The organism is Gordonia sp. YC-XJ4, from assembly GCF_059511865.1.
This window is the reverse complement of the sequence record NZ_CM183447.1, coordinates 2,432,286-2,449,285: the sequence shown is the minus strand read 5'-3', so window position 1 is coordinate 2,449,285 and position 17,000 is coordinate 2,432,286. Positions and strand designations below refer to the sequence as shown.

Sequence of the window (17,000 nt, the reverse complement as noted above, 5' to 3'; positions counted from 1 at the left end):
GCGCGTGCCCGACACCACCACCGACTCCATCACCACCGCGCATGTCGATCTCGCGATCATCGGGTCGGGCAGCGGGAACTCGTTGCCCGACGAGCGATTCGCCGCCCGGAGCATCGCCATTTTCGAGGAGGGCGTCTACGGGGGCACTTGCCTGAACGTCGGATGCATCCCGACCAAGATGTTCGTCTACTCCTCCGAGGTCGCCGAGATCGCCGCGCATGGCGGCAAGTACGGCGTCGACTCGCGCGTCGCCGGGGTCGACTGGCCCGCGATCGTCTCGCGGGTGTTCGGGCGGATCGATCCGATCTCCCAGGGCGGCAAGCGTTATCGCGTGGAGGACTGCGACAACATCACGGTCTACGACGCGCACGTCGAGTTCGACGGCCGCGACGACGCCGGCCGCTACCGTCTGGTGACCGACGACGCGGTGGTACTCGCCGACGAGGTGGTCATCGCCGCCGGGTCGCGAGCGACGATTCCCGACGTCATCGCCGCCTCCGGGGTGCGCTACTTCACCAACAACGACGTCATGCGCCTCGAAGAGTTGCCTCGGCGCATGATCATCCTGGGCAGCGGCTATATCGCCGCCGAGTTCGCCCATGTCTTCGGGGCATTGGGCACCGACGTGACGATCGTTGCGCGTGGACCACGGCTGCTGCGCAAACTCGACGCTTCGGTCTCCGAGCGATTCACCGAAATCGCCGGGGACCGTTGGGATGTGCACCTCGACACCGCCATCACCGGCGCGGAGAACCTACCCGACGGCGGCGTGCGGGTGCACACCGCCGACGGCCCGTCCCTGGACGCCGACGTGTTGCTGGTGGCCGTGGGCCGCGAGCCCAACGGAGATCGGTTGGGACTTGCGACGATCGGACTCGAGTTGTCCGACGACGGCCGCGTCGTCGTCGACGAGCACGGCCGCACCGACGCGGCGAAGGTCTGGGCGTTGGGCGACGTGAGCTCGCCCTATCAACTCAAGCACGTCGCCAACCACGAAGAACGCGTCGTGCAGGCCAATCTCCTGAAGGGTTGGCAGGCAAGCGATCTGGTGTCCTTCGATCACCGCTACGTGCCCGCCGCGGTATTCACCCACCCGCAGATCGCCGCGGTCGGACTCACCGAGGCACAGGCCCGCGAGGCCGGCTGGGACGTGACCGTCAAGGTCCAGGCCTACGGCGACGTGGCCTACGGCTGGGCGATGGAGGACACCACCGGGTTCTGCAAACTGATCGCTGAACGGGGTACCGGAAAACTGTTGGGCGCCCACATCATCGGCCCGCAGGCCCCCACGGTGATCCAGCCGGTGATCCAGGCGATGTCCTTCGGGCTGGGTGCAGCCGAGATGGCGCGCGGCCAGTACTGGATTCATCCGGCGATGCCCGAGGTCCTGGAGAACGCACTGCTCGGCCTCGACCTCGACTGGTGAAGCGGCGCTCGTGACCAACCGACGCTCGTGACCAACCGACGGCCGGGCACCGACCGGTGCCCGGACCTCAGAACACCGCCGAGCGCAGGCTGATCTCGCTGGCGAGTTCGGCCGGCGCCTTCTGCGGAATCCAGTGGTCGATGCCCGGCAGGACGCAGAATCTGAAGTCGGAGTAGGCATATCGTCCGCTGCGCTCGGCCTGCTCACGACCCAGAACCGGATCGCCGTCGCTCCAGACCATGGTCGTCGGGATCTCGACCGGCCCGCACGACATGGTCTTGGCGATGTCGCCGGTGAAGTTCGCGCGGTACCAATTGAGTCCGGCGGTCAGCGCTCCCGGTTCCTTGAGCGGTTCGAGTTCCTCGGCGGTCACCCCGGCGCGACGCAGCAGCACGCCGCCACGGGCCAGGAGTTTCTCCTCGGCACCGTCGGCGATGAAATCCTTGATGTAGGAGGATCTCTCACGCTGGTCACTGCTTGCCAGGGAGTCCCGGGTGGCCGAGGGATGACCGGTGGAGACCGCGACGAAACCGGTGAAGCGGTCGGGATAGCGCGATGCCAGATGCCAGGCGACCAGCCCGCCCCAGTCGTGGCCGACGAGCAGTGCGTAGTGCACGTTCATCGCGTCGAGGATTCCGATGGCGTCGGCGACGAGGTGATCGATGCGGTAGGCGGCGACCTCGCTCGGACGCGCACCGGGGCTGTAGCCGCGCTGATTCGGCACGATCGTCCGCAAACCCGCCTCGTGCAGGCGGGGCACGACAGCGTCGTAACACTGTCCGTTCACCGGGAATCCGTGCAGCAGCAGCACCCACGGCCCCCGGTCGGGTCCTCCCACGGTGACGTCGAAGGTCAACTCGCCGACGTCCACCGTGCGCTGTTCAGTCTCCACCGGCTCAGCCTAGGTGATCGCCCACGTCGCGCGTGGCTCAACGCGTCCTCTGTTGGAGGGAGTGTCTGATCGTCGGCAGTCCCGGGTCGGCGCCGCACCGCACGATCTCGACGAGCTCGTCGAGGTCCAGATGAGCCGACACCAGATCGGCGATCCGGTCGACCTGGGCGCTGCGTATCGCATCGACGCTGATATCGGCGGCGGGTGTGAAATCGGGTACCCCCGACCTCGCCGCCACCTCGCGGAGGAAATCCCGGCGGAACCCGTCGGAGGCCAGAAGTCCGTGCCAGTGTGTGCCGTACGTCGCGCCGCGTCGCGCTCCCTCCGGACCGTCGACGTCGTCGACGAGCCACCCTGTCTCTGCCGAGCGCACCACCCGCCCGTGATGAATCTCATAGCCCTCGATTCGGTGCCCGGCCGCCGATCCGGACACCCGCCGCACCACCTTCTCGGTACCGAAGGTGACGTCGATGTCGAAGATCTGCAGACCGTCGACCGCCGAAGGATCCGAGGTGGATTCGATCCCGTCGACGATGCGATGCGCGAGCATCTGGAATCCACCGCAGATGGCGAGCGTCGGGCGGTCGGCGGCGGCCCGGGCGATCAGCGCGGCATCGATGCCCCGCGAGCGCAGCCAGGCCAGGTCGGCGAGCGTCGCCCGGGTTCCCGGGAGGACGGCCAGATCGGCGCCGGCGACCGATGCCGCGTCGTCGACCCAGGTCACCTCGACGCCCGGTTCACAGGCCAGCGCCTCGACGTCGGTGGAATTGGAGATGCGCGGCAAGCGGATCGCCGCGACCCGCAGGCGCGACCCGAGAGCGCCCTCGACGGCGCTCACCGGGGCTGTCTCGGGCGGACCGACCCGTCGGCCGACCGGGCTCGCCAGCGAGTCCTCGGCGTCGATCCACAGGTCCGGATCGAAGGGCAGCACACCCAGCGTCGGGCGTCCGGTGATCTGTTTCACCTGCTCGACGCCGGGCGCGAGGATCGCCGGATCCCCACGGAACTTGTTGATCACATACCCGGCGATCCGCGACTGGTCGTCGGCGCCGAGGATCGCGGTCGTGCCGAACAGGTGCGCCAGCGATCCGCCGCGGTCGATGTCGGTGACCAGCAACACCGGGAGGTCGGCGGCCTGCGCCAAGCCCATGTTCGCGATGTCGGTGTCGCGCAGGTTGATCTCGGCGACCGACCCCGCCCCCTCGCAGATGACGACGTCGAATTCTTCGCGGAGGGACCGCAATTCGTCGGTCACCACTTCGAGTAGCCGGGTACGCCGGGTGAAGTAGTCGGCGGCGCCGACGTCACCGGCGGGCCGGCCACGCACGATGACGTGCGACCGGCGATCCCCCCCGGGTTTGAGCAGGACCGGGTTGAACCGCGTCGACGGCTCCAACCCGCAGGCGTAGGCCTGCAGTGCTTGCGCCCGACCGATCTCGCCCCCGTCGAGGGTGACCACCGAGTTGTTCGACATGTTCTGGGCCTTGAACGGCGCGACCCGCACACCCTGGCGTGCCAGCGCCCGACACAGACCCGCCACGAGCAAGCTCTTACCCGCATCCGAGCTGGTGCCGCCGATCAGCACGGCCCCTGCCAGCCCACTCATCCCCGGCACCCCGGTCATCGCGGTGCTTCCGGCGCCGCCGCCCGGGCGTTGGCCGCCTCGACCTCGGGGACGTGTTCTTCGGCCCACGCACGCACCGCGGCCAACGGGACCAGCAGCGAGCGGCCGAGCTCGGTCAGCGAGTACTCCACGCGCGGCGGCTGACCGCCGTGATCGGTGCGTGCGACGAGTCCGTCGAACTCCAGCGCACGCAGGGTTTCGGTGAGCACCTTGGGAGTGATCCCCGCGATATGCGCCTTGAGCGCGCTGAATCGCATCGGACCGTCGGCGAGTGCGGTGACCACGAAGACCGTCCAGCGCGCGCCGATCCGGTGCAAGACCACCCGGCTCGGGCAGGTCGGGGCCATCACGTTGTAGGCCTTGGACACCCACGCCCCCTTCTCCTCGGGACACCGCCGGGGATCGCGCTGGTCGTCGGCGGTTTCGTTGAAGATACCGGTATCAAATCCATACCGTGAATCCCGTCCAGCCTACCCACGTCCAAGGAGTATGTGATGAACCAATCCCTGTCCGGTACCACTGTTCTCGTCATCGGCGGTGCCAAGCACCTCGGACTCGCGATCGCCCGGCGAGCCGACGCCGCAGGGGCCTCGGTGGTCATCGGGGCCCGCGATCTCACCGCGGCGCAGTCGGCGGCCGCCGACCTCGACAACGGCCGGGCAGTGGCGATCGATGTCACCGACGAGGCGTCCATCGCTGCTGCCGCGGCAGAACTGGGCGCCGTCGATCACATCGTGTCGACAGCCGCCGCCCATCACAACGTGGCGGTCCGCGATCTCGACCACGACGCGACGGTGACCGCCTTCGAGGCCAAGGTGATCGGCCCGCTGCTGGTGGCCAAACACTTCGGGCCGAGAATGCCCGCGACCGGCTCGATCACGCTGTTCTCCGGTGTCGCGGCGTGGAAGCCGGCACCGGAATACACGGTGATGGGGATCACCAACGGCGCTGTCGCATTCGCCGTCAGTCATCTCGCTGCCGAACTCGCACCGGTGCGGGTCAACGCGATCTCGCCGGGCATCGTCGACTCCGGCACCTGGGACGGCATGCCCGAGGCCGATCGTGACGCGTTCTTCTCCGGTGTCGCCGAAGGCATCCCGGCGCGGCGGGTGGGAACCGTGGACGACATCGTCGACGCCGCACAATGGCTGCTCACCGCGGGTTTCGTCTCGGGCGAGACCATCCACGTCGAGGGCGGTGCCCGCAGCGTGTGACGCGTCCCCGTGCCTCGGGCGGAGAGCGGGTGGATCAGTTGTCGGGGATGGTGAGGATCTCCGCGCCGTCCTCGGTGACGACGAGGGTGTGCTCGAACTGGGCGGTCCACTTCTTGTCGACGGTGACCACCGTCCAGCCGTCGTCCCACATCTCCCACGGCAGCCCGCCGAGGTTGATCATCGGCTCGATCGTGAACACCATGCCGGGTTCGAGGATGGTGTCGACGTTCGGCTGGTCGTAGTGCAGCACGACGAGCCCGTTGTGGAAGGTCTCGCCGATGCCGTGACCGGTGAAATCGCGAACGACGGTGTAGCCGAAGCGATTCGCGTACGCCTCGATGACGCGACCGATGACGTTGAGTTCGCGTCCGGGTTTGACCGCCTTGATGGCGCGTTCGGTGGCGATGCGGGTGCGTTCGACGAGGTCGCGTGCCTCCTGTGAGACGTCTCCGGCGAGGAAGGTGGCGTTGGTGTCGCCGTGCGCGCCGCCGATGTAGGCGGTGACGTCGATGTTGACGATGTCGCCGTCGGCGATGACGGTGGAGTCGGGGATGCCGTGGCAGATCACCTCGTTCAACGAGGTGCAGCACGACTTGGGAAAGTCCTTGTAGCCCAAGGTCGATGGATAGGCGCCGTGATCGATCATGTACTCGTGGGCGATGCGGTCGAGTTCGTCGGTGGTGACGCCCGGCGCGACGGCCTTACCGGCCTCGGCGAGCGCGTTGGCCGCGATCTTGCTCGCCACGCGCACCTTCTCGATGACCTCTGGGGTCTGCACCCAGGGTTCGTGCCCCTCGTTGACCTTCGGCTTCCACACGTACTCCGGACGTTCGATGGAGTCGGGAACGGTCCGGATCGGCGAGAGCTTGCCGGGACGCAGTGGGGCACGCACAGTCATGGCTTCCACCATAGGACGCCGACCCCGAGCACCCCCTGACCACGGGGTCCGCCGGCACCCGCGCGCCCGCGACTAAGGTGAGCCTGGGCAATGGCGCGGGCTCGAGTGACGAGCGGCGCGACCACCGGAGAACGGAGACATCGGTGCGGCAGCAGCATCTCATTCCCCACCGGCACCAGGACCGGACGAACACGACAGCGATCCTGGTGCTCGCGGTGTTCGCGGTCGTCGGACTGCTTGTCGGGGCGTGCAGTACCGCGCCGATGGACCAGTCCTCGTCCTCCCAGACCGCCGACTCGCATCTGCGCAGTGGCCCGCAGACCGCGACGCTGCCGGGCTCGGATGTGACGCCGGTGACCACCTCTCCCACGACCACCCTGCCGGTGACCGTCGATTCCGACGGCGGCGGCAAGGTGACGGTCACCGACACCAGTCGCATCATCGCCGTCGACCGCAATGGCACACTCGGCAACATCGTGTTCGCCCTCGGCCTGGGCAGCCGCGTGGTGGGGCGTGATCAGTCGACGACCTTCCCGTCGGCGGCCAAGCTCCCGGTGGTCACCGGCAATGGTCACCAGCTCAACTCCGAATCGGTGCTGGCGCTGAACCCGACCGTCGTCCTCGTCGACGCCGCCACCACACCACCGCAGGCGGTCGACGCGATCCGTGCGTCGCAGATCCCGGTGGTGACGTTCAGCTCGACCCGCACCATCGCCACCACCGCCGATCTCATCCGGTCGGTGGCGGCCGCCCTCGGCGTGAAGCCGGCCGGCGAACAGCTCGTCAAGCGCACGGAATCGGAGATCACCGCGGCCAAGGCCACGCTCCCGCACCCCACCGGCGACCCGAAGATCGCCTTCCTCTACATCCGCGGACCGCACCTGGTGCTGTTGGCCGGACCGAACTCCGGTGCCGACGATCTCGTCTCCGCTCTCGGCGGCACCGATGCGGGTACCGCCGCAGGCCTCACCGCCGAGTTCACCGCCGTGACCGCCGAGGCGCTGCTGCGCGCGAATCCCGACGTGATCCTGGTGATGACGCAGGGCGCCGATTCCGTCGGCGGTCTCGACGGGGTGCTCGCGCTGCCCGGTGTCTCCGACACGAACGCCGGACGTGCCCGACGAGTGGTGCAGATGGACGAAACCGAGGTGCTGTCGTTCGGACCGGACGTCGGCAAGGTCATCGGCGCGCTCGGTCACGCGATCTACACATGAGGGCCCCGACCACCCGACGCTCGCCCCCCGGTACGTCCGGGCGGGTCTCGGCCCCGCTCGTGCTCGTCGTCCTGGTGGTCGCGACGATCGCCGTAGCGATCACCTCGGCGGCCATCGGCCAGATCCCGGTGCCGCCCGCCCAGGTACTCGGCAGTCTCGCACACCATTTCGGCCTCGACATCGGCACGATGCCCACCCATCCGCAGGGTGAGCACGCGCTGTGGGTGGTGCGGTTCCCGCGAATCGTGTTGGGGCTGATCGTCGGCGCCGCCCTCGGCGCCGGCGGCTGCCTGCTGCAGGGGGTGCTCGCGAACCCGCTCGCCGAGCCCGGTGTCATCGGCGTCTCCTCGGGTGCCGCCGTCGGTGCGTGCCTGATGATCGTCATCGGCGGGGTCGGCATCAACGGGTGGGCGCTGGCCGGTGCGGCGTTCGTCGCGGCGCTGATCACCACCGCCGCGGTCTACGTGCTCTCGCTGCGGGATGGCTCCTCGTCGGCGATCATGCTGGTGCTCACCGGCATCGCGATCAACGCCTTCGCCCTCGGGATCATCTCGTATCTGACGTTCATCGCGACCACGGCGGCCCGCGAACAGATCGTGTTCTGGCAGTTGGGCTCGCTCGCGGGCGCGAACTGGAACGCCGTGTGGGTGACGCTGCCGCTGGTGGTCGCCGGTGTCGCCGCGGCCATGCTGCTGGTGCACAAGCTCGACCTGCTGGCCCTCGGTGAGATCCAGGCGGCGTCACTGGGCGTCAACGTCGAGACCGTCCGCCGGCAGGTGGTCGTGCTGGTCGCGATCCTCACCGCGGCGGCCGTCGCCTTCACCGGCATCGTGATGTTCGTCGGGCTCGTCGTGCCGCACGTGATGCGTCTCATCGTCGGCCCGCGGCACGCGATCCTGTTGCCGGCCAGCGTCATCGGTGGTGCTCTCGTCCTGGCCGCGGCCGACCTCGCCTCACGAACCGTTCTCGGCGGTGCCGATCTCCCCCTCGGGGTGTTCACCTCGCTGGTCGGCGGACCGGCGTTCTTCATCCTGCTGCGTCGCAGTCGCCACGCCGGAGCGGGGTGGTGACGGTGCCGCAGCCACGTGAGGGATCGCAACGCCATTCGGGCATCCGGGCCGAGAACATCGTGGTGACGCTCGGCGGTCGCGACGTCGTCGACCACGTGTCCCTGGAGGTGACTGCCGGCGAGTTGGTGGCTCTCGTCGGTCCCAACGGTTGCGGCAAATCGACTCTGCTGTCGGCGTTGTCCGGGGTGCGGACCCCACAGCACGGCACGGCGATCATCGACGGACACGATGTCGCACACACTTCCCACCGTGATCTGGCGCGACGCCGGTCGATGGTCACCCAACACAATCGTGTCGACACCCCGTTCACCGTCGGCGAGGTCGTGGAGATGGGACGGTACCCGTGGTTACGAACCCCGCACGCTGCCCGCTCACCGGAGCTCATCGCCGACGCGATCACCCGCTGTGACCTCGATTCACTTGTCCACCAACCCTTTCCGCAGCTCTCCGGCGGCCAACAGGCCCGGGTGTCACTGGCGCGGGCGTTGGCGCAGAACACGCCGGTGATGATGCTCGACGAGCCGACCGCCGCCCTCGACATCCGCCACCAGGAGCAGGTCCTGCAGATCCTGTGCGAGCACCGCGATTCCGGGGCCGCGATCCTGCTGGTGGTACACGATCTCACCCTGGCCGCGGCCTACGCCGACCGTGTCGCGTTGATGAAGGACGGCCGACTCCTCGCATTCGGCCCGACCCGAGAGGTGATGACGAGCGAATTGCTCTCGGAGACCTACGATCACCCGGTCGACATCTTCGAGCGGGACGGCAGGCTCATCGTGATGCCGTTGCGGCGGTAGCAGCCGACAGGCCCGATCGTCGGGCACGCCGGATCGCCTGGCATCGAACGACCGAGGATCACACCCCGAAGCCGGGCGGCAGGAAAGAGAAGAAGTCGCGGGTGACACCGACCGCGTTGTTCGAATCCCCGCCTCGCACAACGAGCGTCGCAAAGGCCAGATCTCCGCGATAACCGGCGAACCAGGCGTGCGAGCCGCCGTCGAACTCGGCCTCACCGGTCTTGCCGTAGACCTCGCCCTGCCCGGCGATGGCGGTGCCGGTACCGGTGAGCACCACCTCGCGCATCATCGGCCGCAGCTGTCCGACGACGTCGGGGTTCAGCGTCGCCGACGGGCCGCCGACCGTCGTCGGGCGATCCAGGATGAGTTGCGGCACGGGCATCTTCCCGTTGTTGGCCACGGTCGCGGCGACGAGCGCCATGCTGAACGGACTGACCAGGTCCTTGCCCTGCCCGAAGCCATCCTCTGTGCGGGCGACCAGATCGTTCTCGATCGGCACCGATCCGGTCGAGGTCGCCAGACCGGGGATGTCGAAGGTGCGGCCGATCCCCATGGCCGCCGCGGCGTGCGCCAGATCCGAGGGCCCCATCTCACTGGCCAGTTTCGCGAAGGTGGTGTTGCAGGACTGCGCGAACGCGCGCTGCAGGGTGACCGAACCGAGCGCGAACTGATCGTAGTTGGGGATGGTGCGTGGACCGATGGTGATCTCGCCCGGGCACCCGACGATCGAATCCGGATGCACCATCGACGCATTGAACGCCGCCGACGACGTCACCATCTTGAACGTCGACCCCGGCGGGTAGAGGCCGGTGGTCGCGATCGGGCCCTGGGTGTCGGCGGCCGGGTTCTGCGCGACCGCGAGGATCCGCCCGGTGGAGGGTTGGATGACCACCATCGCAATCTGAAAGGTGTTGGTGGCGTTCACCGCTCGCTGCGCGGCGTTCTGCACCTGCCGCGACAGGCTCAGCGGCACCGCCGCCGCCGGCTCGGGCGCATGGTCGGCGAGGACGTCGGCGTCGAGACCATTGGGGTTCACGGTGACCACGCGCCAGCCGGCCCGGCCGACGACCTCGTCGTCGACCACGCCGCGCACACCATTGAGCAGTACCGGCGCGAAGGTCGGATCGGTGGGGACGAGTTCGGACTGCTCGTTGTACACCACACCCGGGATCGCGAGTTGATCGCGCAGCCGGTTGAAGTCGGCCTCGGAGAGCCGGGTGATCGGATACTGCTGTCCCGACGACGTCGACTCCTCGGCGATCCGTTGTGGATCGAGATTCGGCGCGAACGGCGCGAGGACACTCACCAATTGGGTGACGGCATCACCGACCGAGGTCCCGGCGGCGGTGGCCGCCTTGGCATCGAAGTTGATGCCGATCACGGTGCCGTTGTCCATCACCTCCGACCCGTCGGCCTCGTTGACCGTGGCCCGCGGCGCCTCGGTGATGCGCAACGAGAGACGTTGATCGCCACCGAGATTGGGGTGGATGTCGGTGGTCGTCCAGCGCACCTGCCATCCGCTGGCATCGGAGCGGATCGCCTTGACGGTGCCCGGATAGCTCCACTGCCGGCCGTGACCGAGCCGCCAGGAATAGTTCACGTCGATGTCGGCGGTGTCCTGGTCGATCGAGGCCTTGCCGGTGGTGCCCGACATCGATTCGGCCGACAACCCGGTCCACGCCGACTGCAGTGCGGTCTGCGCCGCCTGCGGATTGTCGGTCAGCGCCGCCGCTTTCGCGGCGTCACCGTGCGCGTAGGCATCGAGAAACGCCTGGACGGCCTGTCGAGGACCATCGTCGTCGGACGAGCATGCGCTCACCGCGCACAGCGCGAGCACGGCACTGATCAGCACAGCCACCACACCGGCGGCGCGACGCGTCGGAAAGTCCATCGAGTGCCGATACTAGGACCCGCACGACATCGAATACGGTTGCCACGCGGCATGATCGCCGCGGTGTTCCTCCGCGGTGTTGGCAAGTGGCGCTACCCTCCGACGCCGGCCGGTGTCGGATGGCGAGACCCGGGGGTACGACGTCAGTCGATGAGAATCGTCGCGAAGGTCCCGACCTGGGTGAAACCGATTCGGCGGTAGGCGGCCTGGGCCGGCAGATTGAAGCTGTTGACGTACAGGCTGGGAATGCGTCCGAGTGCGGTGATCGCGGTGGCCACGGCCGCCGTTCCGGCGCCGCCGTAGCCGCGCCCCCGCATGCGTGGGTCGACCCACACCCCCTGGATCTGCCCGACCGCCCGCGACATCGACCCGATCTCGGCCTTGAACACGACCTCGCCGTGCTCGAATCGGGCGAACACCCGACGTGCGGCGATCAGCGACGCCAGCCTGCGGCGATACGACCGGCCGCCGTCCCCGGCACATGGGTCGACACCGACCTCACCGATGAACATGTCGACGGCCGCGGGCAGGTACGCCTCGAGATCGTCGTGGGTGACCAATCGCACGTGCGGGTCGGGTTCGACGTGGGGCGCGCCGTGCAGCGCCATCAGCGGTTGTACCGGTCGGACCTCGCGCGCCGGGCCCCAGGTGGCCCCGATACGGTCCCACAGGGTCAGGGCCAGGTCGGCGTCACCGACGATGGAGGAGCACACCCTGGCGCCCGCTGCCGCGCGGTCGGCGAAGTACTCCATGTCGGCGGCCGTGCCACGCAACGGGATCAGGTTGGCGCCCGAGAAACACAGGGAGGTCTCGGGCCGGCCCGCGGTCCACATCTCCCCGCCCAGCATCCGCGGCTCGATTCCGTGGGACTCGAACCGTGCGGCGACCATGCACATCGGGACCGGGTCCGAGTTGAGGACACGACCCACCGCGGGTGCATCCCGCGCCCCGAGCGGCTTGTCGCCCAGCAGCTTCAGCACCGCGCTGCTCCTTCGTCCCATGTGATCCTGCGGTGTGAGCGTAGCCCGATATCAGTTCACCACGCGTGAGGAACTCAGGACACGGTCACGACTGGCGGCCCCGCGGGCGCGCCTTCTCCAGTTTCTCCCGATTCGCCCGCAATTCGCAGCGCTTCCTCGATCAAGGTCTCGACGATCTCGGCCTCCGGCACGGTCTTGATGACCTCACCCTTGACGAAGATCTGTCCCTTGCCGTTGCCCGAGGCGACACCGAGATCGGCCTCACGCGCCTCGCCGGGACCGTTGACGACACATCCCATCACCGCCACCCGCAGCGGTACCTCCATGCCCTCGAGCCCGGCGGTCACCGCGTCGGCGAGCTTGTACACGTCGACCTGGGCGCGTCCGCACGACGGACACGAGACGATCTCGAGCTTGCGGGGCCGCAGGTTCAGTGACTGCAGGATCTGGTCGCCGACCTTGACCTCCTCGGCCGGCGGCGCCGAAAGCGACACGCGGATCGTGTCACCGATGCCCTGGGAGAGCAGCGCACCGAACGCGACCGACGACTTGATGGTGCCCTGGAACGCCGGCCCGGCCTCGGTCACCCCGAGATGCAACGGGTAGTCGCACTGGGCGGCGAGCTGCCGGTAGGCCTCGACCATGACCACCGGATCGTTGTGCTTCACCGAGATCTTGATGTCGCCGAAGCCGTGTTCCTCGAACAGGCCCGCCTCCCACAACGCCGACTCGACCAGCGCCTCCGGGGTGGCCTTGCCGTACTTGCTCATGATCCGCTTGTCGAGCGATCCCGCGTTGACGCCGATCCGGATCGGGATGCCGGCGTCACCGGCGGCCTTCGCGACCTCCTTGACCCGGCCGTCGAACTCCTTGATGTTGCCCGGATTGACCCGGACCGCCGCACAGCCGGCGTCGATCGCGGCGAAGATGTACTTCGGTTGGAAGTGGATGTCGGCGATCACCGGGATCTTCGACTTCTTCGCGATGATCGGCAGCGCCTCGGCGTCCTCGTTGCGCGGGCACGCCACGCGCACGATGTCGCAGCCCGACGCGGTCAACTGCGCGATCTGCTGCAGGGTCGCATTGATGTCGTGGGTCTTGGTGGTGGTCATCGACTGCACCGAGATGGGGTGATCGCTGCCGACGCCGACCGATCCGACCTGGATCTGGCGGGTCTTGCGTCGCGGTGCGAGCACCGGTGGCGGTGCGGCGGGCATGCCGAGCCCGATCGAGATCGGGTCGGTGACCGTCGAGCCGGCCGGAGTCGGGTCAGATGCGGACATCTCGTTCTCCTGAGGAGTTCGGTGTGCGCGAGCGGGAACTCGCGAGGGCTGGGCGCGGGCCGGTCGAGCCGGGGCTGGTGGCGGCCATCAATTCGGGATCGTGATCGGGTTCACGATGTCGGCGGTGAGGGTCAGCACCATGAACGCGGCCATGACCACCACCACGGCGTAGGTCAGGGGAAGCAACTTGTAGTAGTCGATCGGTCCGCCGGGAGCCCGGCCGAACCATCGACGCACCGTGTCACGTCCCTTCTCGTACCCGACGATGGCCATGTGTCCACCATCCAAGGGTAGTAGCGGTACGAGATTGAACAGGCCCAGGAAGAAGTTGATGCTGATCAGCAGCAGAAGGAAGGTGTCCCACAGTCCGCGTTCGGCCGCCTGCCCGCCCAGGACGGTGGCGCCGTACACGCTCACCGGGGTGTCCGCCGAGCGCACACCACCGGTCACCGCGATCCACAGATTGTGGACCTTGGTCGGCATCGACAGCAGCGCATCCCAGGTCTGATGCGCGAGTTCGGCGGTGAAGACCGCCGCACCGGGCAGGATCGTCACCGGGTTGTAGTGCTTCCACAGCGGCGGCTGCTGGAACTGGATTCCGACCTTGTTGACCGTCTGCGAGGTCACCTTGCCCGACTTGTCGGTGACGGTGGTGGTCACCGGCTGCGGGGTCATCGTCAGGGTCACCCGGCTGCCGTCGCGCTCGACGAGCAACTGCACCGGACCGTTGCTCTTCTGGATGAGCGGGGTGATCGCACTCGCGGTGGTTCCGGCGACCCCGTCGACCGCGATGATCTTGTCGCCGGGGCGGATTCCGGCCGCACCGGCCGGCCCCGAACCGGTGCAGCGCGGCTCCGCCACGTTGCCGTCGGCGTCGACGGTGACCGTCGAGGTGAGACAACTCACCTTGTCCACCGTGGTGCCGACCGCGGGCGGCGACAGGTCGGGCAGTCCCCAGATCAGACCGGCCACGATGATCAGCACGAAGCCGAGGATGAAGTTCTGGGCCGGGCCTGCGAACAGCACCACCAGACGCTTCCATGCCTTCTGCCGGTACATCGCCCGACCCAGCTCATCGGCGGTCAGCTCCTCATGCGGGGTCATACCGGCGATGTCGCAGAAGCCACCGAACGGCAACGCCTTCACGCCGTACTCGGTCTCACCCCGTCGCGTCGACCACAGCGTCGGACCGAAGCCGACGAAGTAGCGCCGAACCTTCATCCCCGTCGCCTGTGCCGCCCACATGTGCCCGCACTCGTGCCAGGCGATCGAGGCCAACAACGACAAGGCGAACAGCACGACGCCGATCGCGAATACCACTTCTCTCGACTCTCCGTTTCCTCACGCCACCGCTACTTCACCCCACGGCTCTTAACCCCACGGCGCGTCCTCACCGCTGCATCGTGGCCACCAACTCTGCGGCGCGGGCCCGTGCCCACGCATCAGCGTCGAAGATCTCCTCCACAGTACCCGGGGTTTTACGCCACTGATCTGCATCGTCGAGCACACGACCGATGATCTCCACGATCCGCGGAAAGGCGATGCGGCCGTCGAAGAATCCCTCCGCGGCAGCCTCGTTCGCGGCGTTGTACACCGCGGTCAGGCTGCCGCCTGCGGTCCCCGCCCGGCGCGCCAGGTCGATCGCCGGGAACACCACGTTGTCGACCGGCTCGAACGTCCACGACGACGCCGTCGAGAAATCACATGCCGTCGACGATCCGGGCACCCGGTGCGGCCAGCCCAACGCCAGTGCGATCGGCAGCTTCATCGACGGCGGTGACGCCTTGGCGATCGTCGCACCGTCGACGAAGGTGACCATTGAGTGCACGATCGACTGCGGGTGCACCGTCACATCGATGCGGTCGTAGGGCACGTCGAACAGCAGATGCGCCTCGATCACCTCGAGCGCCTTGTTCACCAGGGTCGCCGAATTCAGCGTGATCATCGGGCCCATCGACCACGTCGGATGACGTCCCGCCTGTTCGGGCGTCACATTCTCGAGCTGGCCGGCGGTGAACCCCCGGAACGGACCGCCCGACGCCGTCAGCACGAGCCGGTCGACCTCGTCGGCGCTACCGCCACGCAAACACTGCGCGATCGCCGAATGCTCCGAATCGACCGGCACGATCTGCCCCGGTGCCGCAGCCGCCAGCACCAGCGCTCCCCCGGCCACCAACGACTCCTTGTTCGCCAAGGCCAGTCGCGCACCCGACCGCAACGCCGCCAGACTCGGCCGCAAACCGATCGAACCGACGACGGCATTCAGCACCACGTCGGCCTCGACCGACTCGATCAGCCGACACATCGCGTCCGGACCGCCCAGGACCCCATCGCCCAACTCGGCCACGAGTTTCTCGGCCACCGCCGCATCCGCGACGGCCACCCGGTGCGCAGGCACACCGAACTCGCGGGCCTGCCGGCCCAACAAGTCCGGGTTGCCGCCCCCGGCACCGACGCCGACCACCGAGAACAACTCCGGATGCTCGGAGATCACCTCGAGGGCCTGCACCCCGATCGAACCGGTCGAACCGAGAATCAGCACACGTGTCGTCACGACGACCATTGTCGCCCACCGCGCACCACGGCAAACCGCCACCGCTCGCTACGCTCCCGGCGCCCGTCCCACTCGGCCCGCTCGCTACGCTCCCGGCGCCGGGTTCACTTCGGCCCGCTCGCTACGCTCCCGGCGCCGGGTTCACAGCGCGCCAGTGCTCGGCAATGTCGATCCGCCGTGCGACCCACACGTCGTCGTGGGCCGCGACGTGATCGAGAAAGCGCTCGAGCGCCGCCACCCGCGCCGGCCGGCCCACCAGACGACAGTGCAATCCCACCGAGAGCATCTTCGGCGAACCCTGTTCACCCTCGCGGTAGAGCACGTCGAACGCATCTCGCAGATGCGCGAAAAACTGTTCACCGGAAGGGAATCCACCCGGCGACGCGAAGCGCATGTCATTGGTGTCGAGCGTGTAGGGCACCACGAGGTGATCGACCTCGGTGCGAATTCCGTCGGTGGTCCGGCCGACCTTGACCCAATAGGGCAGATCATCGGCGTAACTGTCCGAGTCGTAGACGAAACCGCCCTGCTCCACGACGAGCGACCGCGTGTTCGGCGAATCGCGGCCGGTGTACCAACCCAGCGGACGGGACCCGGTGATCTCGGTCAGCAGCTCCACGGCAGCGCGCATGTGTTCGCGTTCGACGTGCTCGTCGACCATCTGATAGCTCAGCCACCGGTACCCGTGGCAGGCGATCTCGTCACCGCGTTCGAGGAAGGCCGCCACCACCTCCGGGTTACGCGCCATCGCCTGCGCCACCGCGAAGATCGTCAACGGCCAACCGCGACGCTCGAAGGCCCGCAGCACTCGCCACACCCCGGCACGGGAGCCGTACTCGTAGAGCGATTCCATGCTCATGTGGCGGTTCGGGAATGACTGCGCGCCGATCATCTCCGACAGGAATGTTTCGCTCCCGCGGTCGTTTTCGAGGACGTTGTTCTCACTGCCCTCCTCGTAGTTCAGCACGAACTGCACCGCGATCTTCGCGTTCGACGGCCACTGCGGATCCGGCGGTGTGGCACCGTAACCCACCATGTCGCGGGGGTAGTCCTCGGAGCGATAGTCGGCAAGCGATCGGGTCGGCGGATGCATGGGCGCATTCTTGCACCGATCTCCGACGTCGTCCCGTCGGGCGATACCCCCGCCTTTCGACGCC

At 68.0% G+C, this 17,000-nt stretch carries 15 protein-coding genes; 5 read left to right on the top strand and 10 right to left on the bottom strand.

Annotated features, from left to right (window positions below; translation table 11 throughout):
- Window positions 1–4: 4 nt before the first annotated feature.
- Window positions 5–1,426 carry a mycothione reductase gene (locus AC5ZH6_RS10825; protein WP_020171529.1) on the top strand — a complete coding sequence of 474 codons (1,422 nt, stop codon included), beginning with the start codon at window positions 5–7 and terminating at the stop codon, window positions 1,424–1,426.
- Window positions 1,427–1,493: 67 nt separating this feature from the next.
- Here the strand turns inward: AC5ZH6_RS10825 and AC5ZH6_RS10820 are convergent, their stop codons facing one another.
- From AC5ZH6_RS10820 to AC5ZH6_RS10810, 3 genes are read right to left on the bottom strand one after another with little or no spacing between them, the layout of a single operon-like run.
- Window positions 1,494–2,318, bottom strand: coding sequence for an alpha/beta fold hydrolase (locus AC5ZH6_RS10820; RefSeq protein WP_006371343.1), 825 nt, complete (start codon window positions 2,316–2,318; stop codon window positions 1,494–1,496).
- A gap of 37 nt (window positions 2,319–2,355) precedes the next feature.
- Complete coding sequence (locus AC5ZH6_RS10815) at window positions 2,356–3,942, bottom strand: cobyric acid synthase (protein ID WP_020171530.1); 1,587 nt, start codon at window positions 3,940–3,942, stop codon at window positions 2,356–2,358.
- Window positions 3,939–4,289: a winged helix-turn-helix transcriptional regulator gene (locus AC5ZH6_RS10810; RefSeq protein ID WP_231387002.1), complete on the bottom strand. Its 351-nt coding sequence runs from the start codon at window positions 4,287–4,289 to the stop codon at window positions 3,939–3,941. The genes AC5ZH6_RS10815 and AC5ZH6_RS10810 overlap by 4 nt, the downstream gene beginning before the upstream one ends.
- Window positions 4,290–4,436: 147 nt before the next feature.
- Between AC5ZH6_RS10810 and AC5ZH6_RS10805 the strand changes: the two genes are divergently transcribed.
- Window positions 4,437–5,156, top strand: coding sequence for an SDR family oxidoreductase (locus AC5ZH6_RS10805; protein ID WP_020171532.1), 720 nt, complete (start codon window positions 4,437–4,439; stop codon window positions 5,154–5,156).
- A 34-nt stretch (window positions 5,157–5,190) separates the two neighbouring features.
- Here the strand turns inward: AC5ZH6_RS10805 and map are convergent, their stop codons facing one another.
- A complete protein-coding gene (gene map, locus AC5ZH6_RS10800) occupies window positions 5,191–6,054 on the bottom strand; it encodes a type I methionyl aminopeptidase (protein ID WP_026920177.1) in 864 nt (287 codons plus the stop codon).
- Between the two features lie 143 nt (window positions 6,055–6,197).
- On the opposite strand from map, the gene AC5ZH6_RS10795 reads away from it, so the two are divergent.
- Genes AC5ZH6_RS10795 through AC5ZH6_RS10785 form a run of 3 tightly spaced genes read left to right on the top strand, consistent with a single transcriptional unit; the run spans window position 6,198 to window position 9,135 of the window.
- Window positions 6,198–7,268 (top strand): heme/hemin ABC transporter substrate-binding protein, encoded by a 1,071-nt coding sequence (locus AC5ZH6_RS10795; protein ID WP_020171534.1) that lies wholly within the window; start codon window positions 6,198–6,200, stop codon window positions 7,266–7,268.
- Window positions 7,265–8,338 (top strand): FecCD family ABC transporter permease, encoded by a 1,074-nt coding sequence (locus tag AC5ZH6_RS10790; RefSeq protein WP_006371337.1) that lies wholly within the window; start codon window positions 7,265–7,267, stop codon window positions 8,336–8,338. The genes AC5ZH6_RS10795 and AC5ZH6_RS10790 overlap by 4 nt, the downstream gene beginning before the upstream one ends.
- A 2-nt stretch (window positions 8,339–8,340) precedes the next feature.
- Complete coding sequence (locus AC5ZH6_RS10785) at window positions 8,341–9,135, top strand: heme ABC transporter ATP-binding protein (protein WP_006371336.1); 795 nt, start codon at window positions 8,341–8,343, stop codon at window positions 9,133–9,135.
- Window positions 9,136–9,193: 58 nt separating this feature from the next.
- Here the strand turns inward: AC5ZH6_RS10785 and AC5ZH6_RS10780 are convergent, their stop codons facing one another.
- From AC5ZH6_RS10780 to puuE, 6 genes are all read right to left on the bottom strand, one after another.
- On the bottom strand, window positions 9,194–11,026 hold the full coding sequence (locus tag AC5ZH6_RS10780; protein WP_265077889.1) for a penicillin-binding transpeptidase domain-containing protein: 1,833 nt from the start codon (window positions 11,024–11,026) through the stop codon (window positions 9,194–9,196).
- Between the two features lie 143 nt (window positions 11,027–11,169).
- Window positions 11,170–12,006 (bottom strand): GNAT family N-acetyltransferase, encoded by an 837-nt coding sequence (locus AC5ZH6_RS10775; RefSeq protein ID WP_006371334.1) that lies wholly within the window; start codon window positions 12,004–12,006, stop codon window positions 11,170–11,172.
- A 74-nt stretch (window positions 12,007–12,080) separates the two neighbouring features.
- Window positions 12,081–13,289, bottom strand: a complete 1,209-nt coding sequence (gene ispG / locus AC5ZH6_RS10770; RefSeq protein ID WP_006371333.1) for a flavodoxin-dependent (E)-4-hydroxy-3-methylbut-2-enyl-diphosphate synthase — start codon at window positions 13,287–13,289, stop codon at window positions 12,081–12,083.
- 87 nt (window positions 13,290–13,376) lie between these two features.
- A complete protein-coding gene (locus AC5ZH6_RS10765) occupies window positions 13,377–14,609 on the bottom strand; it encodes a M50 family metallopeptidase (RefSeq protein ID WP_014359759.1) in 1,233 nt (410 codons plus the stop codon).
- Window positions 14,610–14,679: 70 nt separating this feature from the next.
- On the bottom strand, window positions 14,680–15,852 hold the full coding sequence (gene dxr, locus AC5ZH6_RS10760) for a 1-deoxy-D-xylulose-5-phosphate reductoisomerase (RefSeq protein ID WP_288337055.1): 1,173 nt from the start codon (window positions 15,850–15,852) through the stop codon (window positions 14,680–14,682).
- A 112-nt stretch (window positions 15,853–15,964) separates the two neighbouring features.
- Window positions 15,965–16,936 (bottom strand): allantoinase PuuE, encoded by a 972-nt coding sequence (gene puuE, locus AC5ZH6_RS10755; protein ID WP_006371330.1) that lies wholly within the window; start codon window positions 16,934–16,936, stop codon window positions 15,965–15,967.
- Window positions 16,937–17,000: the final 64 nt, after the last annotated feature.

What these genes read in the sequence shown, in the direction of transcription:
- AC5ZH6_RS10780 (WP_265077889.1), bottom strand. Translation starts at nt 11,026, where the DNA reads ATGGACTTTCCGACGCGTCGCGCCGCCGGTGTGGTGGCTGTGCTGATC.
- AC5ZH6_RS10790 (WP_006371337.1), top strand. Translation starts at nt 7,265, where the DNA reads ATGAGGGCCCCGACCACCCGACGCTCGCCCCCCGGTACGTCCGGGCGG.
- ispG (WP_006371333.1), bottom strand. Translation starts at nt 13,289, where the DNA reads ATGTCCGCATCTGACCCGACTCCGGCCGGCTCGACGGTCACCGACCCG.
- AC5ZH6_RS10805 (WP_020171532.1), top strand. Translation starts at nt 4,437, where the DNA reads ATGAACCAATCCCTGTCCGGTACCACTGTTCTCGTCATCGGCGGTGCC.
- map (WP_026920177.1), bottom strand. Translation starts at nt 6,054, where the DNA reads ATGACTGTGCGTGCCCCACTGCGTCCCGGCAAGCTCTCGCCGATCCGG.
- dxr (WP_288337055.1), bottom strand. Translation starts at nt 15,852, where the DNA reads ATGGTCGTCGTGACGACACGTGTGCTGATTCTCGGTTCGACCGGTTCG.
- AC5ZH6_RS10815 (WP_020171530.1), bottom strand. Translation starts at nt 3,942, where the DNA reads ATGACCGGGGTGCCGGGGATGAGTGGGCTGGCAGGGGCCGTGCTGATC.
- puuE (WP_006371330.1), bottom strand. Translation starts at nt 16,936, where the DNA reads ATGCATCCGCCGACCCGATCGCTTGCCGACTATCGCTCCGAGGACTAC.
- AC5ZH6_RS10810 (WP_231387002.1), bottom strand. Translation starts at nt 4,289, where the DNA reads ATGGCCCCGACCTGCCCGAGCCGGGTGGTCTTGCACCGGATCGGCGCG.